The sequence below is a fragment of the Pseudomonas putida genome (assembly GCF_050989985.1).
In the GTDB taxonomy this organism is placed as follows: domain Bacteria; phylum Pseudomonadota; class Gammaproteobacteria; order Pseudomonadales; family Pseudomonadaceae; genus Aquipseudomonas; species Aquipseudomonas putida_AI.
Window position 1 is genome coordinate 2,770,089 of record NZ_CP158815.1, and the last position, 20,165, is coordinate 2,790,253.

General features: G+C 59.8%; 15 protein-coding genes. 4 read left to right on the top strand and 11 right to left on the bottom strand.

Annotated elements, in window-relative coordinates:
* Nucleotides 1-4: 4 nt before the first annotated feature.
* Together ABTV29_RS12855 and ABTV29_RS12860 are read right to left on the bottom strand one after the other, a co-directional pair.
* Nucleotides 5-856 (bottom strand): STAS domain-containing protein, encoded by an 852-nt coding sequence (locus tag ABTV29_RS12855; RefSeq protein ID WP_433770739.1) that lies wholly within the window; start codon nucleotides 854-856, stop codon nucleotides 5-7.
* A 212-nt stretch (nucleotides 857-1,068) separates the two neighbouring features.
* On the bottom strand, nucleotides 1,069-1,590 hold the full coding sequence (locus ABTV29_RS12860; protein WP_433770741.1) for a DUF4142 domain-containing protein: 522 nt from the start codon (nucleotides 1,588-1,590) through the stop codon (nucleotides 1,069-1,071).
* A gap of 208 nt (nucleotides 1,591-1,798) precedes the next feature.
* Between ABTV29_RS12860 and ABTV29_RS12865 the strand changes: the two genes are divergently transcribed.
* On the top strand, nucleotides 1,799-2,032 hold the full coding sequence (locus ABTV29_RS12865) for a DUF465 domain-containing protein (protein WP_433770743.1): 234 nt from the start codon (nucleotides 1,799-1,801) through the stop codon (nucleotides 2,030-2,032).
* A 193-nt stretch (nucleotides 2,033-2,225) separates the two neighbouring features.
* On the opposite strand, the gene ABTV29_RS12870 is transcribed toward ABTV29_RS12865, so the two are convergent.
* From ABTV29_RS12870 to ABTV29_RS12890, 5 genes are all read right to left on the bottom strand, one after another.
* Complete coding sequence (locus ABTV29_RS12870; RefSeq protein ID WP_433770745.1) at nucleotides 2,226-3,317, bottom strand: SMP-30/gluconolactonase/LRE family protein; 1,092 nt, start codon at nucleotides 3,315-3,317, stop codon at nucleotides 2,226-2,228.
* A complete protein-coding gene (locus ABTV29_RS12875; RefSeq protein ID WP_433770747.1) occupies nucleotides 3,314-4,459 on the bottom strand; it encodes a sterol desaturase/SRPBCC family protein in 1,146 nt (381 codons plus the stop codon). Before ABTV29_RS12875 ends, ABTV29_RS12870 begins: the two co-directional genes overlap by 4 nt.
* 106 nt (nucleotides 4,460-4,565) lie before the next feature.
* The gene (locus ABTV29_RS12880) at nucleotides 4,566-5,429 is read right to left on the bottom strand and encodes a LysR family transcriptional regulator (protein ID WP_433770749.1); all 864 of its coding nucleotides are present in this window, start codon (nucleotides 5,427-5,429) and stop codon (nucleotides 4,566-4,568) included.
* A gap of 294 nt (nucleotides 5,430-5,723) precedes the next feature.
* Entirely contained in the window at nucleotides 5,724-6,038 is a 315-nt protein-coding gene (locus ABTV29_RS12885) for an SCP2 sterol-binding domain-containing protein (protein ID WP_433770750.1), read from the bottom strand.
* Between the two features lie 77 nt (nucleotides 6,039-6,115).
* Nucleotides 6,116-6,826: a histidine phosphatase family protein gene (locus ABTV29_RS12890; RefSeq protein ID WP_433770752.1), complete on the bottom strand. Its 711-nt coding sequence runs from the start codon at nucleotides 6,824-6,826 to the stop codon at nucleotides 6,116-6,118.
* Nucleotides 6,827-7,026: 200 nt separating this feature from the next.
* Between ABTV29_RS12890 and sohB the strand changes: the two genes are divergently transcribed.
* Nucleotides 7,027-8,049 (top strand): protease SohB, encoded by a 1,023-nt coding sequence (gene sohB / locus ABTV29_RS12895; protein WP_110963276.1) that lies wholly within the window; start codon nucleotides 7,027-7,029, stop codon nucleotides 8,047-8,049.
* A 194-nt stretch (nucleotides 8,050-8,243) separates the two neighbouring features.
* Nucleotides 8,244-12,197 carry a leucine-rich repeat domain-containing protein gene (locus tag ABTV29_RS12900; protein ID WP_433770754.1) on the top strand — a complete coding sequence of 1,318 codons (3,954 nt, stop codon included), beginning with the start codon at nucleotides 8,244-8,246 and terminating at the stop codon, nucleotides 12,195-12,197.
* 47 nt (nucleotides 12,198-12,244) lie between these two features.
* Here the strand turns inward: ABTV29_RS12900 and ABTV29_RS12905 are convergent, their stop codons facing one another.
* The gene (locus ABTV29_RS12905; RefSeq protein WP_433770756.1) at nucleotides 12,245-12,739 is read right to left on the bottom strand and encodes a DUF934 domain-containing protein; all 495 of its coding nucleotides are present in this window, start codon (nucleotides 12,737-12,739) and stop codon (nucleotides 12,245-12,247) included.
* Nucleotides 12,723-14,381: a nitrite/sulfite reductase gene (locus tag ABTV29_RS12910; protein ID WP_433770759.1), complete on the bottom strand. Its 1,659-nt coding sequence runs from the start codon at nucleotides 14,379-14,381 to the stop codon at nucleotides 12,723-12,725. Before ABTV29_RS12910 ends, ABTV29_RS12905 begins: the two co-directional genes overlap by 17 nt.
* A gap of 519 nt (nucleotides 14,382-14,900) precedes the next feature.
* Here ABTV29_RS12910 and ABTV29_RS12915 point away from each other — a divergent pair.
* Complete coding sequence (locus ABTV29_RS12915) at nucleotides 14,901-15,986, top strand: ABC transporter substrate-binding protein (RefSeq protein ID WP_433770761.1); 1,086 nt, start codon at nucleotides 14,901-14,903, stop codon at nucleotides 15,984-15,986.
* On the opposite strand, the gene ABTV29_RS12920 is transcribed toward ABTV29_RS12915, so the two are convergent.
* Nucleotides 15,983-16,201, bottom strand: a complete 219-nt coding sequence (locus ABTV29_RS12920) for a DUF2970 domain-containing protein (RefSeq protein ID WP_110963271.1) — start codon at nucleotides 16,199-16,201, stop codon at nucleotides 15,983-15,985. The genes ABTV29_RS12915 and ABTV29_RS12920 overlap by 4 nt on opposite strands.
* A gap of 172 nt (nucleotides 16,202-16,373) precedes the next feature.
* Nucleotides 16,374-20,084 (bottom strand): methionine synthase, encoded by a 3,711-nt coding sequence (gene metH, locus ABTV29_RS12925; RefSeq protein WP_433770763.1) that lies wholly within the window; start codon nucleotides 20,082-20,084, stop codon nucleotides 16,374-16,376.
* Between the last annotated feature and the right edge of the window lie 81 nt (nucleotides 20,085-20,165).

Consider the following 20,165-nt stretch of genomic DNA (forward strand, 5'->3'; position numbering starts at 1 on the left):
GGGCTCAGTCCGCCTTGCTGACGGTCATTCCCAGCCGGGTCAGGGCCAGTTTCAGGGCATCGGCCAGGTTGGCCTTGGTCACTACGCCTTGCAGGTCCAGCCCCAGATGCACGATGGTCTGGGCAATCTGCGGACGCACGCCGCTGATGATGCAATCGGCGCCCATCAGGCGGATTGCGGTGACGGTCTTGAGCAGGTGCTGGGCCACCAGGGTGTCGACGGTCGGCACGCCGGTGATGTCGATGATGGCGATCTCGGAGCCAGTGTCGACGATCCGCTGCAACAGCGATTCCATCACTACTTGCGTGCGTTGTGAGTCGAGGGTGCCGATCATCGGCAGGGCCAGCACGCCGTCCCAGAGCTTGACCACCGGGGTCGACAGTTCCAGCAGCTCTTCCTGTTGCCGCTTGATCACTTCTTCACGGGATTTCTGGAAGGTGCGGATGGTGTGCATGCCCAGGGTGTCGAGCAGTTCGGAAATCTCCCAGACCTGCTCGGCCAACAGCGCCGGGCTGTCCTGGTAATGATTCTGCAGCAGGACGAACAGCGGGCCCTTGAGCGAGAAGATGAAGTTCGCGGTCTGGGAGGAGTCATGGCCCAGCAGCGCACGGCTGCGCGAGAGTTTTTCCAGGAACAGGCGGATATCGTCCCAGCCGGCTGCCGCGAGATTCAGGCCGTTGCCGTCGTTCAGGCCGCCGACCAGCAGCTGGAGAAACTCCGAGGTTTGTTGCTTGAGGTCCTGGTCTTTCAGATTGCGCGTGGCGCCGCTGGCCTCGAGGCTGCCGGTCCACTGGGTGAGCAGTTGCGCCTGATTTTTCTTTATCGCATCGATGGTGCCCGATTGCAGTGCCGCCATGTGACTTGACTCCTTGAATGCAGGGCGCCGATTCCCCGAAAAACCACCGGCGTAAAAGCAGTGACATTTGGCAAATGGAATAGTTGTTCCCTTTTGCCAGCATTTTTCATTCGCAGCACATTGACTGTAGGCGGCGCAGGCATTGAGGGTGGTTTTTTATCGAACACAAAAAAACCGCATTGTGGATGCGGTTTCCCTGTCGTGCAGCCCGGTTATTTGTCTGGATGGGCCGCTTGCAGTTTTTTCGCCATATCCAGGTGTTTTTGCAGCCCCGGCAACATTTGCTGGGCGAAACCCTTGAGCTCCGTGGCGCCTTTGGTTTTGTCGTCGGTGACGGTGTTGGCCTCTTTCTTGAACAGTTCGATGGCTTCTTCGTGGGCCTTGACCTGATTATTGGCATAGGCCGCGTCGAAGGACTCGTCGCGCATGTCGAGGATCTTTTCCTTGGCCTGTTTTACCAGGGTCGTGCTGTCGGGCACTTCGATGTCATTCTTTTTCGCGATGCTCGCCAGCTCATCATTGGCCTTGCCGTGATCGGTGATCATCATGTTGGCGAATGCCTTGATGTCGGCCGACTGGCTTTTTTCCAGCGCCAACCGGCTGGCTTCGATTTCGGCGATGCCGCCGGCGGCGGCCTTGTCGACGAAATCATTGGAAGTCGCCGCGAAGGCCGCGCCCATGCTGGTACTCAGGGCTACAGTCAGAGCGAGGTGGCGCAGGTTGAATCCGTCCATTGGTGCTTCTCCACGCAGTTTATCGAGGTGATCGTTACTCTGTGGAGGCTGCCGCGCCGGCAAAGGTTTGATCCCATTTGCGACAGGACGACGAACGGACACCGCCGGTCAGATGGATGGTCGACAGAACCGGCCAACCGAGGCCATTCTGATAGTTGGCGAACGCAATTAGTCGCGTTTGCTACCGATTAACAAACGGAGGTGTTCCATGCCGGTGCCACACGACCTTTTTCAGGACCTGAGTGTCACAAAGGAAGAAATCCAGCAGAAACGCACCAAGGATCCGTTATTGGATTCACTGATCAACAAGTATTCCCTGGCGGATGCCGAGGTGGTGAAGGCGGAAGAGGCCAAATCCAGTGATGATGCGGTGACAAAGCTCAAGGCCAAGCGCCTGGAGGTCAAGGACAAGATCGTCAGACAACTCCAGTCGTCGTCCTGACTCAAGATGAGGCGTCACCGACCACCGGTGACGACAGTTGGAACGGCGACAAGAACCGGCACCTCGAATGTTCAGAGTCCGACGATACGGCTCCATGCGAGGTGCCCCATGAGCAAACCGAAATTTCCTTTCTGAAGAGCAGGGAGGCTTCAGAGCAGGGTAGCTTCGATCCGGTTCCCACTCATCCAGAACCCTACGGCGCCAGTGCGGCACTCAGGGGCAAACGCACCATGTTCTTCGCCTTCAGCGACCCGAAATACAGCCACTCCCCATACTCGCGCACGGTGGTGATCGGCGAGTAGTTTCCGTCGCTGCCATCCTGCAGGTTGGCGATGACCTTGCCGTCGAGGCCCAGGCCGAGGGCAAAGGCGCGTTTTTCCACCGGTTTGGGCAGCACGGTCATGGCCCGCACGAGCATTTTGCGAATGAACGGATGCGGCGCCGTGGCGTCCAGCAAGGCGCTGCGCGGTGCGTATAGCGCTACCCAGAAGCGGTCGCGGCCATTGAACGACAGGTTGTCCGGCAAACCGGGCAAGTTGTCGATGAACACATCATGAGTGCCGGCCTGTGGCCCGCTCAGCCAGTAACGGCTGATGCGATAGGCGCCGGTTTCGTTGACCAGCACAAAAGCATCGTCCGGCCCCAGGGCGACGCCGTTGGCGAACTCCAGCTTGTCCAGCAACACCTCGGTCTTTCCGGTCTGGAAGTCATAGCGCAGCAGGCGCCCGTCGCCGCCATGCTCGATGATCGCCTCGCCATCCTTGCCGTAGCCGAAGCGGCTTGAGGCATCGGTGAAGTAGGCGAAGTGCCCGGGTTTGTCGATGACCACATCGTCGGTAAAACCGAAGGGCAGGCCACCGGCGGCCGTGCTCATCGCCACCAGGCGCCCCTGGGCGTCCAGCGACAGCAGGCCTTTGACCGCATCGGCGATGACCAGCAAACCGTTGGGATGACGGGCCAGCCCCAGGGGACGGCCGCCGGTATCGGCCAGCACTTTGCGGGTCTTGCCGTCCAGGCTGGTGCGCAGCACTCGACCGTCATGCAGCCCGGTGATCAGCGTATCGTCTTCCAGCAGCAGCGCCTCAGGGCCATCGATGTCCAAGGCGCCGACAGGTTCGACGCCTTTCAGGCGCTGGTTATTGGCATACACGCCGCTGGTAAGGGAGGGGGCGGGCGGCGGTGTCCAGGCCACCGGCCGCACTTTGGTCGGCATCAGCAGCAGGAACCCGCCGACTGCCACGATCAACAGCAACACCCAATGGTGAAACCTGATCGATCGCCTCACGCGTTGACTCCCGATTGGGCCAGGTGTTTTTGCGCCATTTCGCGCAAGGCTTGCATCGACGCGGCCGACTCGCGATCAATCCGGCGCCTGAGCAGCAACACGTTGGCCATGCGCATCCCCGGGCTGCTGAACCTGTACTCGAGGGTGCGGATAAACCGCGTTGCATCGCCTTGAGCCTCGCACTCGTAAGTGAGCACCAGCGACAGGCCATGATCGCCCTGGGCCTGGGCCACCCAGCGCCGTCCCGGCAGATATTCGTCGACTATCCAGCTCAAGTGTCCGTCACGTCCGCCTGCGCGAATGTCCTCATCGAAGCGGGCGCCGGCGTGCAATGGGCCTTTTTGCCCGTTGATCTTCAGCGACGATGGATGCCATTCGGGCCAACGGGTCACGGTGCTGGCGTAGGCGAGTACATCGATGGGGTTTCCGGTGATCTCGATCTGATGCTGCATGCGGGTCATGGGCGTTCTCGTGAGGTACGGGGTGGCCTGCTCCGGTTCCCAGTAGAAGGTGCCGAACAGGTAATCCATCAACGGAAAAACGATATTGAAATTGCGCTCCTGCATCATCTCGCGGCGGTGATGCAGCTCATGCAGGCGACGCATCTGGCGGATCCACGGCAGGCGCGTCAACGGGTTATGCGGGGGCAGATGCTCGCAGGCGTGAAACACCTCGTAGGTCAGGTAACCCAGGACCAGGCAACCGCCCGCCAGCCCGGCGATGTTGGCATCGAACTGCTTGAGCAGCCACCAGATCGGCATGGTGAACACCAGCGTGTGCAACACGATCAGCCACGCCGGGAACAGAATCACTCGCCAGTCGCGGGCGTTCTCGTAGGTCATGTTGCCGGGGGCGAAAAAACTGTGGTGATCGCCCGCATGCCGGGCATAGAACATCCGCGCGAAGGCCTTTTTGTGATGACCCAGGTGGCGGTGCACCATGTACACGCCGAGATTGAACAGCAACAAACTCAGCGGCACCGCCAGCCATTGCAGCGGTTGTACCTGGTGGACGGTGCTCCAGAACGCGGCGATGGCCAGAAGGCCGAACAGCAGCACGAAAGTGCCATGGAGCCACGGGTTGTAGAGGGGATGGATGCCTGCGCGGTAACGGCTGCGGAATGCTTCGGTGGTCTGCCTCACTGCAATCACCTGTCGTTATTGTTATTCCCAGCAGATTAGTCGATCCCGGCATGTTGGCTGGCCGAACCAGCAGGACACAACTGCCATCATCCGGTGTAAACCGGACTCAGGAGAGAGGATCCCAGCGTTGCGACCAGTCGTCATCGGTGCGGATGGCTTCGCGCAGCAGGTCGAAGGCCTGCTGCAGGATGGGCGAGTCACGGTCGCGGGAGTAGACCAGGTAGGTCGGATAGCTGAATTCCGGGGCCTTGGGCACTGTTTCCAGCGCGCCGCTTTCCAGGTAGCTCTTCACGACACGAGTGCGGAAGTAACCGCTACCGCCATTCTCCAGAATGTATTGCAAGCCCAATGGGCCGAGATTGAAGCTCAGTGGCGCCTTCGCTTTCTCTGGCAGAGCAGCGTCGTGTTGCCGGCGGAAGTCCTGGCCCCAGTCGATGTAAACGTAAGGGTCGGCACGCCCGGGCAGGCGCACGAGTACCAGCTTCTCTTCCAGCACCTGCTCGACCTGCAGGCGCGGCCAGTATTCGGGCTGGTAGACCAATGCCGCATCCAGCACCCCCAGTTCCAGTTGCCGCAGCAGGTTTTCGCCGTCGCGAATCTCCATGCGCAGGGCATGGCTGGGAATTTTTTCCCGCAGTTCGGCGGCCCAACTGAGCATCAAGGGGTTGCACAGGCTGACTTCGCCACCGATGTGCAGCACGTCGTGATATCCCTCGGGCAGCGGCAAGTCCCGGCGTGCGGCTTCCCAGGTTTCCACCAGTTGATTGGCATACACCACGAAGGCTTCACCGTTGGGCGTCAGGCGGGCACCGGCGCGATTGCGCACAAACAGCGTACTGCCCAGTTGGCTTTCGAGTTTCTGCACCCGCGCGGTGATCGCGGTCTGGGTGACATGGAGCTTCTCGGCAGCCGCGGCAAGGCTGCCGTGGCGCACGATTTCCAGGAAGGTGCGGGCGAGGTCGATGTCCATGGGATGGCCGGTTCGGGAAGTGTTGGCATTGTAAGAGCACCCTCGACCTGTGACGAGCGGGACAGAGGGCCTGCCCTGCATCCGTGGGAGATTCTACGGTTGAGGCCAAGCATCTGAACGACAGAGATTTAATGTGGGAGCGAGCCTGCTCGCGAAAGCGGTGGAACAGTCAACGTTGATGTTGACTGGCACTGCGCCTTCGCGAGCAGGCTCGCTCCCACAATGGATTAACTGGCCTGAAACGACGAAACCCGCCACAAGGGCGGGTTTCGCGTGTAGCCAAAGAGGTTTCTCTTAGGACGGGAACAGCTCGGACAGTTTCATCGCCAGCATCATGTCGCCTTCAGCGCGCAGTTTGCCGCCCATGAAGGCTTGCATGCCGTCGGTTTCGCCGCTAACGATGCCTTGCAGGGTTTCGCCGTCCATCACCAGGGTCACCTGGGCATCCGGGTTCTCGCCTTCTTTCAGCTCGCAGGTGCTGTCCTTGACGATCAGGGAGAAGTTCTTGGTGTCGTCGATGCGGAAACCGAAGACCAGGTCCAGACCGGCAGCAGCGGCTGGGTTGAACTTGGCTTTCATTGCTTGTACGGCATCTGCTACTGAGGTCATGGTTCGATCCTTTCTTGAGTAATAGGAGCTGGGTAATAAGAGCTGGGTGATTCCAGCCAGGGTCACAAAGTCCGGACTCAGCGGAAGGTGATGAGTTCCGGGGCTTTCAACAGTTGCAGGTGCGCATGACCGTTGAAAGAAGCCAGGGCCACCTCGCGGCCACGAAATTTCAGGTGGTTGAGCGAGGTGTTGACGATTTGCCAGTTCAGTTCAAAAGCCTGTTTTGCGGGCATCTGAGTAATGAGGTGGAGCAGGGCGGTGATGGTACCGCCGGAGGTGAACACCGCGATTTTCTGGGTGTTGTCGGCCTGTTCGAGAATCCTGTGCAGCCCACCGCGGACCCGTTCGACAAAGCCCAGCCAGCTTTCCAGCCCGGGCGTGTCGAAGGTGCCGGCCAGCCAGCGTTCGATGATCAGGGCAAAGATGCGCTGGAACTCGCCGCGGTTTTGCGCGGCGTTGCGCAGGATGTCCAGGGCTTGCGGTTCATCGGGCAGCATCGCCGGCAACAGCGCGCGAATCACTGCGTCGGCGTCGAATTCATTGAAGGCGGAGTCGGTTTCCAGGATCGGCACCGGCAGGCCCACGGCAGCGAATTGCTCCAGGGCACTGTTGGCGGTGTGTTGCTGGCGGCGCAAATCGCCCGCCAGGCAGCGATCGAAGCTGATGCCGAGTTCGGCCAAGTGCTGGCCAAGGATTTCTGCCTGGCGAATACCGATCGGCGAAAGGACGTCGTAGTCGTCTGCACCGAAGGAGGCCTGGCCATGTCGAATCAAATAGATGCTGCCCACGTCCGCGTCGTCCCGGTACGTTGAAGGTTTGGCGAGGTTATGAGGATGACAGTGAGCTGTCAATGAAAAAACATACGCTTGTTTGAAATGCCCGTTACAGGCCCATCGCCAGTGGTTTCACGACTGGTCGCAACGACGACGCATGGGTATGCTGGAGGTATCCCGCGCGCTTCACGCCGCGCATCGCTTGAGGAGTCCCTGTGGATTTTTTGTCCGAATACGCTGTTTTTCTGGCCAAGACCGTGACCCTGGTGATCGCCATTCTGGTGGTCCTGGCCAGCTTTGCGGCCTTGCGCAGCAAAGGTCGACGCAAGACCGCCGGCCAGTTGCAGGTCAGCAAGCTCAATGATTTCTACAAAGGGCTGCGTGAGCGCCTGGAGCAGACCTTGCTCGACAAGGACCAGCTCAAGGCCTTGCGCAAGTCTCAGGTCAAGACCGAGAAGAAGCAGAAGAAAAAGCCCGAGGCCAAGCCACGGGTGTTCGTGCTGGACTTCAACGGCGACATCAAGGCCTCGGCCACCGAAAGCCTGCGTCACGAAATCACCGCATTGCTGACGCTGGCCACGCCCAAGGACGAAGTGGTCCTGCGCCTGGAAAGCGGCGGCGGCATGGTGCACAGCTACGGTCTGGCCTCTTCGCAACTGGCGCGCATCCGTGAAGCCGGCGTGCCGCTGACCGTGTGTATCGACAAGGTCGCGGCCAGTGGCGGCTACATGATGGCGTGCATTGGCCAGAAGATCATCAGCGCGCCGTTCGCCATCCTCGGTTCGATTGGCGTGGTCGCGCAACTGCCCAACGTCAATCGCCTGCTGAAGAAGCACGACATCGACTTCGAAGTGCTGACCGCCGGCGAGTACAAGCGCACCCTGACGGTGTTTGGCGAAAACACCGAGAAGGGCCGCGAGAAGTTCCAGGAAGACCTGGACATCACTCACCAACTGTTCAAGAACTTCGTTTCTCGCTACCGCCCGCAACTGGCCATCGATGAAGTGGCCACCGGCGAAATCTGGCTGGGTGTTGCCGCGTTGGACAAGCAATTGGTGGACGAACTCAAGACCAGCGATGAGTACCTGGCCGAGCGCGCCAAACAATCGGAGCTGTATCACCTGCACTACGCCGAACGCAAAAGCCTGCCGGAGCGCATAGGCATGGCGGCCAGCGGCTCGGTTGATCGTGTGTTGCTGAGCTGGTGGAGCCGGTTGACGCAGCAACGGTTCTGGTGACGTTCGAAGCCACACCCTCATGACCCATTAAAAACCGTGGAGAGTTTCCACGGTTTTTTTTTGGTCTTCAGTACGGTTCCAATTCTGTCGGGCAGCGATGCACTTTCAATAGGTTGCTGTGGATCACTCCGACATCGAAAAGAGGGCAGATTGGGTAGGGTTGTGTTTTTGACGTGACTGCAAAGGAATGCACCATGAACAGGTTTCTTCACGAACAGGATTCTTCCCCGCACGCGGCACCCTCTCTACGAATGCGCGACGAATTGAGAGCGGCGATAGACACCGCGCTTCCAAAGACCCCTGCCCAGTATGGCGAGCAACTTATACGCGAGAAGTGGGGGCCGGGCATCGATCCGCAGACGGCGCAACTGGTGACGCTGCATTACGATTACTGGCTACGTCCCGAGTTGGATGGCAGTCATCAGGGGCGAGTGGCGACGTCGCAGTCCCTGGTTCAGGCACTGCTGTCCAATTATCAGACCATTGGCGACGGTCACTTTTATGAGACCGGTTTCGGCTTCTACGTCCCGCCCGATATCGGACCGTCCATACGCATCATGGAGCAGCCCGAGCCGACTGACGATCATCGGACCTATGAAGGTATTTATCGCCGCACGGAGCCGCAAGCCTACGGGCCGCAGACGCAGATCAGCGTAACCCCCGCCAGCTTCAAGAAATGGGTTTGGGAGCTGCAATTCAAAGAGTTGTATCAGGCCTATGTCGATAAGGCCTGGCCGTCCGACAAGATGATCGCGGCGCGCGAGCCATACGCCCTGAGAACATCGACCAAAGCCGCTTTTGTCATGACGGCGTGGCTGCAGCACCAGGAAAATTGCCTGTCTGGAAAAGGTCTGGAACTGGCCATGCAGGCGGCAGGACTGCCAGCCGGGCAAACATGGGAAGCGCTGAAGATCGAACAACTGCGTGCACACACGCGCATTCCCGCAAGCGTCCAGGCAAGCCGCTTGAAACTGTACCGATACACGGCAAGGGATATCTGGTGCTACAGCGATCGTTCCAGTGGCCGAGTGCTGATGTATATCCCCGGCAACTCTTCACCACTGCATGAGTTCGCCGACAGGGGCCAGTTGCGCCAATGGATAGTCCAGCAGGGCAAGGCCGGTGAAACGAAGCAGGCGCTGGCTTGTCACTTCGCCGAAGAGGACCGTGACGACGGTACGTTCCATGCCGGAGTGCTCACGGCGCTCGATGGCATGGCGATGTTCCCGCGAAAGCACATGCTGTCCAAAGACTCGGGCTTCTTCAACGACGAGGGGTACTGGGATCCTGCCGATTACATCGATTTCGAACTGCCTTCCCCGCACGCTGATCCTTTTGCGCAGCTGGTATTGACCATGAAACAGGCTGCCCAGGCCAGCGTCGCAACGATTCGCGATGATGCCCAGGTCAACCGCGACAACTTGAGTGCGGTCGTCGAACCGATAGCCCAATGGATCACCCGGTTCGGTCCGCTGGCTTTATTTGTGCCTGGAGGAGAGGGATTGATGGTCCTCGCCGGACTGATCGACGCCGGTTACGGGTTGGATCAGGCCGTTAACGGCCAGGACGCCAGCCAGCGCTCGCAGGGTGTGACGCGGACTGTGTTCGGTTTGCTCAACGCGTTGCCTTTGGCAGTGGGTGTTGCTTCGCTGGGCAAGGATGGGGCGGAGTTGGCTGTGGTGAGTAATCTGGAGCGCGAAAGTGGAGGGGCAGGCGAGTCGATCGAGGAGCAAGCCGTTGCACCGACGCCCCGGCAACCGCAATTGCCTTTGCCTTTGCCGACCCGTACGGAGCTTTTGCGAGGAGTAGGGGCACCGGCCGGCACCTTCACTGATGAAGTGCTGGCGCAGATCGGCAAGGTCAGCGCAGTCGATGATGACATGCTGCGGCTGATGCAGTCAGGGCGCGCGCCGACGCCTCTGCTGGCTGATACTGTCGATCGCTTCAGGATCGATCAGGAGGTGACGGCGCTGGGCGATCCGGGGAGCGCGCAGGCTGAGTTCAATCGTCGATATCAGGCGCTCCAGCAGTCGGAGCACCCATGGGTCCAGCTGTTCCAACGAACATACCCCGACCTGCCCAAGGTAGCCGTGGAGCAAATGCTGGGTCGCTATGGTGTCGATTTCACGGCGTCGCCTGAACCGGCCCTGGCCAGGGAGCTGTTCAAGCAACTGGACGGCAAGGCGCGCCAATACCAGCAGCATGTGCGCCTCAATCGAGCTTTTGAAGGTCTCTATCTTCGATCTGTAACCAATGTCGAATCGGACACCCTGATGTTGCACTCCCTCAGGAGTCTGCCTGGTTGGCCCAAGGGGCTGCGAATCGAAGTGCGCGACAGTTCGATCGGAGGCCGGATCCTGGATCGCATTGGCCCGCTTGATACGCCTGAACGCCGGATCTTGATCAAGTCGGGCAGGCACTATCTGCTCCATCACTCGTCAACCCGCGCCGCTGGCGAGACGAATTTTTCCGAGGCTGTCGTCGCTGTTCTGTCCAATGACGAGCGTTCGGCGCTGGGGTTGGTATCGAGTGACCCCGGCACCGAGCTGGAGCTGAAAATCAGCGACCGAACATTATCCCGCTCAGAGCTGATGCTTGGCCTGGGCAGGATGGACTCAAGGTTACCGTTCGAGGCCGAGGGATTGAGAGGGGGTGTTTATCCGAATACACCTCAAGAGGCGGCACTGACCCATCAAGCGATGAGGTTGCAACTCAAGGAGATCTATCCCGAATTATCCAATGCCGAAGCTGATGCGATCTTGCAGCCTTTGGGGAGCGGGGCTCAGGCTTTCATCGACGGTTCAATGCAGCAGTTGCAGCAACTGTGTTCGGATCTGGAGGCCTGGATTGATCAAGTCGCGGTCGACATCGACGACATGGACGTCGATCTGCTGCAAATGGGGGATCCCGGGACAGAGGGGCTGACGGCCGAGCAAGTCGACGAGCAAAACGCCGGGCGGATACAGGAAGTGATTGAGTATGAGGGCGAAACTCGCGGTGAGCTGGCAGATGAGCTCATTGCGATCTGGCAAAAAAGACCTCCGCAGAGCAATAGCCACTACACGGGAAATCACGTTGATGGCTTCAGAGTGGACATGAGTAACGAGGACTATCATCGGCTGCCGGTCCTGAGTGTCCGGTTCAATGACGTGGTGGAGCTGAATATGAGTAACTTCCACTTGTTCGAGCGGGAGACTCTGAATGGCTTTCTCGAGCGCTTCCCACATTTGCAAACCTTGAACCTGGAAGGCACAGACTTGCGGTTGCCCAACGCTGCCGGGGAACTGGAAAGTGTGTTGCCGCCGACAATCCCCCAGTTGCAGCACCTCACGTCGTTGAATCTACGTTCCACCTGGCTGACCTTCCAGAAGAACACGGTGGCGCAGCCAGTTTTGCTGGACGACGAGCAAGTATTGGCTATCCCGGAAAACACGGCGGGACAGTTAAGTCCATTGGTAAATTTGCAATCATTGGATCTGAGCGATAACCCGTTGGTGTTTCCCCCTGTAGTCATGGGGATGAGTCAATTGCGGTCATTGAAACTGAGTAATACGGACATCAAGACTTGTCCCGTCGGGATTATGGATCAGCCCTATCTCACCACCCTGGACTTACAGGATAACCAGATCCAACGAGTGCCACAGTCGGTGCTGAATCAGGCCATCGCCAGGGATCGAGTCCTGCTGTGGCACAACCCGATCAACGACGAAGAGACCCTGCAGCGATTGGTCACGCATCGGGAGCAAACGGGTATCAATTTGTGGCTGAGCACGGCAGGCGATGACTATGGGGACCCGGCAGCCTGGCTGCACGGCATTGAACCCGCGCAAGGGAATGCCCGATTACTGATATGGCAACGGCTGGCGCTCAGGCATCGCGGAGGACGGTTTTTAGGGACCATCAACTCACTGACGCTCACCGCGGATTTCCGGGTGAACTATCTGGATCTTCAGGCTCGGGTATGGCGGCTGTTGACTGAAGCGGATGCTTCGCAGGAAATGTGGGAGCGATTGTCCCAGGATATGCGGGTGCCAGGAGGGGCATTCGACAACCCGATTGCGGCGTTCACAACGTTGGAGGACCGGGCGCGACTTTACACCCATTGGGTGGCGCTGGGACGGCCATTTCCGCCCGTAGGGGAGGCTTAGCGAGAACCCATGAGCCTTGAGCCCGCAAGGGGCTCAAGGCATCACGATCAACGACGACGGAACAGCGGAAGCGGTTCGTCGGTGGCGGCCTGATAGGTCACCGAGAAGTCCTTGAGACCTTCCAGGGCTTCGTACGGGTCTTTATCGGCACGAATGGCAAAGGCATCGAAACCACAGCGGTGCATGTAGAACAACTGGTCGCGCAGCACATCGCCAATCGCTCGCAGCTCGCCTTTGAAACCGTAGCGGTCACGCAGCAGGCGAGCGTTGGAGTAGTTGCGACCGTCTGTGAACGCCGGGAAGTTCAAGGCGATGACCTGGAACTGATTGGCGTCTTCACCGATTTCTTCGGCTTCTTCATCAGCGTCCAGCCAAACGCCCAGGCCGCCGTCGCGGGCCTGGAGCATGCGGCTGTGTTCGCGCCACAGTTGCAGCGGGACGATCAGGTCGTCGCAGTTGCTGATCTCGTCGATGTTGAAGTCCTTGGGCAGCAGGTGCCAGGTTTCGTCGACGACTTCGTTGTTCTTAATGATTCGCTGCATAGACGCGTTCCTTGAAGAGGTCGATGCCGATACGCTGGTAAGTGTCGATGAAACGTTCGTCTTCGGTACGTTGTTCGATGTACACGTCGATCAGTTTCGAGATCACGTCAGGCATGTCGTCCTGGGCAAAGGACGGGCCGAGGATCTTGCCCAGGCTGGCGTCGCGACTGGCGCTGCCACCCAGGGACACCTGGTAGAACTCTTCGCCTTTCTTGTCCACCCCGAGGATGCCGATGTGGCCGACGTGGTGGTGGCCGCAAGCGTTCATGCAGCCGGAGATGTTCAGGTCCAGTTCACCGATGTCGAACAGATAGTCCAGGTCGTCGAAGCGACGCTGGATCGATTCGGCAATCGGGATCGACTTGGCGTTGGCCAGGGAGCAGAAATCGCCGCCAGGGCAGCAGATGATGTCGGTCAGCAGGCCGATGTTCGGCGTGGCGAAACCGTTCTCGCGCAATTCGCCCCACAGGGTGAACAGCTTTTCCTGCTCGACGTCGGCCAGGATGATGTTCTGCTCGTGGGAGGTGCGCAATTCACCAAAGCTGTAGCGCTCGGCCAGATCGGCCACGGCGTCGAGCTGCTTGTCGGTGATGTCGCCTGGCGCAACGCCGGTCGGCTTCAGGGACAGGGTCACGGCCACATAGCCGGGCTTCTTGTGCGCCACGGTGTTGCGGGTGCGCCAGCGGGCGAAACCTGGGTATTCCTTGTCGAGTTCGGCCAGGGCAGCGCTCTGGTTGTCCAGGGCCTTGTAGTCCGGGTCGACGAAATGTTTGGCGACGCGATGCACTTCGGCTTCGGTCAGAGTGGTCTGGCCGCCGCGCAGGTGTTCCATTTCCGCTTCGACTTTCTGTGCGAAGACTTCTGGCGTCAGCGCCTTGACCAGAATCTTGATCCGGGCCTTGTACTTGTTGTCGCGACGGCCGTAGCGGTTGTAGACCCGCAGGATGGCGTCGAGATAGCTCAACAAGTCTTGCCACGGCAGGAATTCATTGATGAACGCGCCCACCACCGGAGTACGGCCCAGGCCGCCACCCACCAGCACACGGAAGCCCAGTTCGCCAGCGGCGTTGTGCACCGGCTCAAGGCCGATGTCGTGGACTTCAATGGCAGCGCGGTCGGAGGTCGAACCGTTGACGGCGATCTTGAATTTACGCGGCAGGTAGGCGAATTCCGGGTGGAAAGTCGTCCATTGACGAACGATTTCGCACCATGGGCGCGGGTCGATCAGCTCGTCCGCGGCGACACCGGCGAACTGGTCGGTGGTGACGTTGCGCAGGCAGTTGCCGCTGGTCTGGATCGCGTGCATCTGCACGGTAGCCAGTTCAGCCAGGATGTCCGGGATGTCTTCCACCGCCGGCCAGTTGAACTGCACGTTCTGCCGGGTACTGATGTGGGCATAGCCCTTGTCGTAGTCACGGGCAATCCTGGCCATCATTCGCATCTGGCGCGAAGTCAGCTGGCCGTAAGGCACCGCCACCCGCAGCATCGGGGCGAAACGCTGGATATAAAGCCCGTTCTGCAGGCGCAGGGGGCGGAATTCTTCTTCGCTCAGCTCGCCTGCCAGATAGCGTCGGGTCTGATCACGGAACTGCTTGACGCGGTCCTCGATGATCCGCTGATCGTACTCGTCGTATACGTACATATAAGTCCTGTTCTCAGGCTGGGTCGCTCGGATACAGCTGCGTTAGTGTGCTTGCCGCAGTCCAAGAGCCTCTGCAATTCTGCGCGCACGGCCGCGCACTCCCCACGGAGCCGGGGCAAGATACCAGTTTGCAGTTATGCGCAAAAGTGATGTTTGAATATATGTAAAGAACCAAATCGCCTAACGAGAATAGTTGTCGCCTAACCCTCATTTGTCGTGCGGGCAATCATCGTCTTAACTCTGGTCGAGTCTTTATGCAATCACCGATAAAACCGACAAGAGGCGATGCAATGAGCAACCCAACCAAAGCAAGGAAAAGCGATAGCACGGTCGATGCCTGGGCGATTCTGTTCCTGATCATTCTGGTGGTCGGCACAGCGATTTTCTGGGTGAGTCATCAGTAAACGACCCGCCCGGGCCCCGTTCCGACGATTGTCGGACAAAAACTGTAATAAACGCCGTTTTGCGGGTGTTCGCTGGCTATAATGCGCGGCGAATTTCCGGGGGCTCGGGCGATAAATGTTGAAGTTTCTGTGTGGCGTATTGCTGGCGCTGGCTACGGTCGTGGGACCTTGCGCTCACGCAGCGTCGGTGCTGTTTCTCAATCCGGGAACCACCAAGGAAGCTTTTTGGGTCAGTTACTCGCAATTCATGCAGGCGGCCGCCAAGGACCTGGGCATGGACTTGCGTATCGAGTATTCGGACCGTAAATCCGACATCACCCTCAAGCAGGCGCGCGACGCCCTGCAAGGGGCAAAGCGCCCGGACTATCTGGTGTTCGTCAACGAGCAAAACATCGCCCCCGAAATCCTGCGCCTGGCCCTGGGTAGCGGGGTGAAGCTGTTTATTGTCAACAATGCCCTGAGCGCCGACCAAATGCGGATGCTGGGGGCTCGCTCGGACAAATACCCGGACTGGGTGGGCAGCCTGGTACCCAACGACGAGGAAGGCGGCTACCTGATGCTCAAGGAGCTGATCCGCCTGCACCCACCGGTTGCTCCCGGCCAGTACATTGACCTGCTGGCCTTTTCCGGGTTGAAACTCACGCCGTCCGCCCAGTTGCGGGAAAAGGGCATGCGACGCGCACTGGCCGAGCACCCCGAAGTGCGCCTGCGCCAGTTGGTGTCCGGCGGCTGGACACGGGAGCGTGCCTACGAGCAGGCCAAGATGTTATTCAAGCGCTATCCGCAGACGTCGTTGGTGTGGTCGGCCAATGACGAAATGATGTTTGGCGTGATGCAGGCCTTCGAAGAGACAGGCGGCAAACCTGGCAAGGATGCGTTGTTTGGCACCATCAATAACTCGCCCGCAGCGTTGCGCGCGTTGCTGGACAATCGTTTGAGCGTGCTGTTGGGCGGGCATTTCAGCCTGGGTGGCTGGGCCCTGGTGCAGTTGCACGACTACGACGACGGGGTCGACGTCAGCCAGTACGGCGGTCGCGACCGACAGATACCGCTGTTACAGCTGATCGACCGGGCGCAAGCCAAACGCTTGCTGGCCATGGGCGCCGCGGCAGATTTCGGTGTGGATTTTCACAAGCTTTCGGCCAAGGGGCGGCCGACGTCATACCGCTACCCGTTCAGCCTGCAAACCCTGATGCACTAGACCTTTGCCAGGTGCACCACCAGTTGCACGATGCCGTAGAGCGTCAACGCGAACACGGCCGTGAACAGGATCCCCAAAATCACGAAATGACTGGGCTTGCCGTGGGTGAAGTCCCGCGCGCGATTCTTCCCGCTCTGCACCCCGAATGCCGCGGCCATGACGCTGTGCAGCATTTGCCAGAAGGTTGGCGGCTTGTTGTCGACCGGATCGTCCATAAACCCCTCGTCACGCATGTGTGAAAAGTAAGCATAGACAATTGTAGGAGCGAGCCTGCTCGCGATAGCGGTCTTACAGTCAAAGTTGATTCGACTGAAAGGGCCGCATCGCGAGCAGGCTCGCTCCTACAGGGATTGCTGTCGGCCACAATAATTGTGGCCGGCAGCGGGATTACTCGTCGTAACCCAGGTTCGGTGCCAGCCAGCGCTCAGTGACGCTCAGCTCCTGGCCTTTGCGCGATGTGTAGCTCTGCACCTGGTCCTTGTCGATCTTGCCCACGGCAAAGTACTGCGCCTGCGGGTGAGCGAAGTACCAGCCGCTGACCGCTGCCGCCGGGAACATGGCGTAGTGTTCGGTGAGGAACACGCCGCTGCGGCCGGCGCGCATTTCGGCCGCCTCGGGGTCGAGCAGGGCGAACAGGGTGGCTTTCTCGGTGTGATCCGGGCAGGCCGGGTAGCCCGGGGCAGGGCGGATGCCGGTGTATTGCTCTTTGATCAGCGCCTCGTTGTCCAGCACTTCGTCCTTGGCGTAACCCCAGTGCTCTTTACGCACTTGCTGGTGCAGCCACTCGGCGCAAGCCTCGGCCAGGCGGTCGGCCAGGGCCTTGACCATGATCGAGTTGTAATCGTCGCCGGCGTCCTGGTAGGCCTTGGCCACTTCCTCGGCACCGATGCCGGCGGTGGTGATGAAGCCGCCCACGTAGTCGGTCAGCTCACTGTCCTTCGGCGCGACGAAGTCGGCCAGGGAGAAGTTCGGCTTGCCGTCGGTCTTGATGATCTGCTGGCGCAGGTGATGCAACTTGGCCAAAGGCTTGCCGTCATCGCCATAGAGCTCGATGTCATCGTCGCGTACCTGATTGGCTGGCCAGAAGCCGAACACGGCGCGGGCGCTGATCAGCTTCTCGTCGATCAGTTTGGCGAGCATGGCCTGGGCATCGGCGTACAGCGCGGTGGCGGCTTCGCCGACCACTTCATCCTGGAGGATGCGCGGGAACTTGCCGGCCAGGTCCCAGGAAATGAAGAACGGCGTCCAGTCGATGTATTCGGCCAGTACCTTCAAATCGATGTTATCCAGCACTTTGGTACCGGTGAACTTCGGCTTGACCGGGGTGTAGCTGGCCCAGTCGAACTGTGGCTTTTTCGCGATCGAGGCCGCGTAGCTCAGGCGTTCGGTACGGGCGCTGCGGTTGGCGGTGCGCTCGCGTACGTCGATGTATTCCTCGCGGGTCCTCTCGACGAAGCCGGCTTTCAGTTCCTTGGACAGCAGTTGCGTGGCTACACCCACCGCACGGGAGGCGTCGGTCACATACACCACTGCGTCGTTGCTGTACTTGGGCTCGATCTTCACCGCCGTGTGCGCCTTGGAGGTGGTCGCGCCACCGATCATCAGCGGCAGATGGAAATCCTGGCGCTGCATCTCGCGCGCCACGTGAACCATCTCGTCCAGCGACGGGGTGATCAGGCCGGACAGGCCGATGATGTCGCACTTCTCGTCTTTGGCGACCTGGAGGATCTTCTCCGCCGGCACCATCACGCCGAGGTCGACGATGTCGTAGCCGTTACAGCCCAGGACCACGCCGACGATGTTCTTGCCGATGTCGTGCACGTCGCCCTTGACCGTGGCCATCAGGATCTTGCCCTTGGCCTCCGGCTTGTCGCCTTTTTCCAGCTCGATGAACGGGATCAGGTGGGCCACGGCCTGCTTCATAACGCGGGCGGATTTCACCACTTGTGGCAGGAACATTTTGCCGGCGCCGAACAGGTCGCCGACGATGTTCATGCCGGCCATCAGCGGCCCTTCGATCACTTCGATCGGGCGGGCGAACGACAGGCGCGACTCTTCGGTGTCTTCGACGATGTGGGTGGTGATGCCCTTGACCAGCGCATGCTCCAGACGCTTGTTGACGTCCCAGCTGCGCCACTCTTCGGTCTCGGCTTCCTTGGTGCTGCCGTCGCCCTTGTACTTGTCGGCGATGGCGAGCAGGGCGTCGGTGCCTTCCGGGGTGCGGTTGAGGATCACGTCCTCCACGGCGTCGCGCAGTTCCACCGGGATCTGGTCGTAGATCTCCAGTTGGCCGGCGTTGACGATACCCATGGTCAAGCCATTGCGGATCGCATACAGCAGGAACACCGAGTGAATCGCCTCGCGCACCGGGTTGTTGCCACGGAACGAGAACGACACGTTGGACACGCCGCCGGAGCTGAGGGCGTAGGGCAGCTCGTCACGGATGTAGGCACAGGCGTTGATGAAGTCCACAGCGTAGTTGTTGTGTTCTTCGATACCGGTGGCCACGGCGAAGATGTTCGGGTCGAAGATGATGTCTTCCGGCGGGAAGCCGACTTCGTTGACCAGAATGTCGTAGGAGCGTTTGCAGATTTCCTTCTTGCGCGCTTCGGTGTCGGCCTGGCCGACTTCGTCGAACGCCATCACCACCACCGCGGCGCCATAGCGCTTGCACAGTTTGGCGTGATGAATGAACTGCTCGACGCCTTCCTTCATGCTGATCGAGTTGACGATGCCCTTGCCCTGGATGCACTTGAGGCCGGCTTCGATCACTTCCCATTTCGAGGAGTCGATCATGATCGGTACGCGGGAGATGTCCGGTTCGCCGGCAATCAGATTGAGGAAGGTCACCATGGCCTTCTTCGAATCGAGCATCCCTTCGTCCATGTTGATGTCGATCACCTGGGCGCCGGCTTCGACCTGCTGCAGGGCGACTTCCAGGGCTTCGGTGTAGTTGTCTTCACGAATCAGGCGGGCGAACTTGGCGGAACCGGTGATGTTGGTGCGCTCGCCAACGTTGACGAACAGCGAGTTGCGATCGATGGTGAACGGTTCCAGGCCCGAAAGACGGCAGGCCTTGGGGATGTCAGGGATTTGCCGCGGGGCATAACCGGCCACGGCCTTGGCGATGGCTTCGATGTGGCCCGGCGTGGTGCCGCAGCAACCGCCGACGATATTGAGGAAGCCGCTCTGGGCGAATTCTTCGATGACCTTGGCGGTTTCCGACGGCAGTTCGTCGTACTCGCCGAATTCGTTGGGCAAGCCAGCGTTCGGGTGAGCCGAGACGTGGGTGCTGGCCTTGTCCGACAGCTCTTCCAGGTACGGGCGCAGTTCGCGGGCGCCCAGGGCGCAGTTCAGACCGACCGAGATCGGCTTGGCGTGGGCCACGGAGTTCCAGAAGGCTTCGGTGGTCTGGCCGGACAGGGTACGGCCGGAGGCGTCGGTGATGGTGCCGGAGATCATGATCGGCAACTCGACGCCCAGCTCTTCGAACACGCCCTGTACGGCGAAGATCGCCGCCTTGGCGTTCAGGGTGTCGAAGATGGTTTCGATCAGGATCAGGTCGGCACCGCCTTCGATCAGGCCTTTGGTGGCCTCGGTGTAGTTCTCCACCAGTTCATCGAAGGTCACGTTGCGGTAGCCGGGGTTGTTCACGTCCGGGGACAGCGAGCAGGTGCGGCTGGTCGGGCCAAGCACGCCGGCGACGAAGCGTGGCTTGTCCGGGGTCTCGAGGGTTTTCGCATCGGCGACCTTGCGCGCCAGGCGGGCGCCTTCTACGTTCAGTTCGTAGACCAGCGCTTCCATGCCGTAATCGGCCATGGAGATCTGGGTGGCGTTGAAGGTGTTGGTTTCCAGAATGTCGGCGCCGGCATCCAGATAAGCTTTCTCGATGCCTGCGATGACGTCCGGACGGGTCAGGACCAGCAGGTCGTTGTTGCCTTTGACATCGCTTGGCCAGTCGGCGAAGCGTTTGCCACGGTAATCCTGTTCTTCGAGCTTGTAGCTCTGGATCATCGTGCCCATGCCGCCATCGAGGATCAGAATGCGCTCTTTGAGGGCGTGCTTGAGAGCTTGAAGGCGAACACTGCGATCGGACATTTGGACTACTCGGTAAGGCCATGACGAAGGGTCCGGATAATAGCAAACCTGTGCGCTTTTGGAGCATGTCCGGGTTTTGCA

What these genes read in the sequence shown, in the direction of transcription:
- ABTV29_RS12855 (WP_433770739.1), bottom strand. Translation starts at nt 856, where the DNA reads ATGGCGGCACTGCAATCGGGCACCATCGATGCGATAAAGAAAAATCAG.
- ABTV29_RS12860 (WP_433770741.1), bottom strand. Translation starts at nt 1,590, where the DNA reads ATGGACGGATTCAACCTGCGCCACCTCGCTCTGACTGTAGCCCTGAGT.
- ABTV29_RS12865 (WP_433770743.1), top strand. Translation starts at nt 1,799, where the DNA reads ATGCCGGTGCCACACGACCTTTTTCAGGACCTGAGTGTCACAAAGGAA.
- ABTV29_RS12880 (WP_433770749.1), bottom strand. Translation starts at nt 5,429, where the DNA reads ATGGACATCGACCTCGCCCGCACCTTCCTGGAAATCGTGCGCCACGGC.
- ABTV29_RS12885 (WP_433770750.1), bottom strand. Translation starts at nt 6,038, where the DNA reads ATGACCTCAGTAGCAGATGCCGTACAAGCAATGAAAGCCAAGTTCAAC.
- ABTV29_RS12900 (WP_433770754.1), top strand. Translation starts at nt 8,244, where the DNA reads ATGAACAGGTTTCTTCACGAACAGGATTCTTCCCCGCACGCGGCACCC.
- ABTV29_RS12905 (WP_433770756.1), bottom strand. Translation starts at nt 12,739, where the DNA reads ATGCAGCGAATCATTAAGAACAACGAAGTCGTCGACGAAACCTGGCAC.
- ABTV29_RS12910 (WP_433770759.1), bottom strand. Translation starts at nt 14,381, where the DNA reads ATGTACGTATACGACGAGTACGATCAGCGGATCATCGAGGACCGCGTC.
- ABTV29_RS12915 (WP_433770761.1), top strand. Translation starts at nt 14,901, where the DNA reads ATGTTGAAGTTTCTGTGTGGCGTATTGCTGGCGCTGGCTACGGTCGTG.
- ABTV29_RS12920 (WP_110963271.1), bottom strand. Translation starts at nt 16,201, where the DNA reads ATGGACGATCCGGTCGACAACAAGCCGCCAACCTTCTGGCAAATGCTG.
- metH (WP_433770763.1), bottom strand. Translation starts at nt 20,084, where the DNA reads ATGTCCGATCGCAGTGTTCGCCTTCAAGCTCTCAAGCACGCCCTCAAA.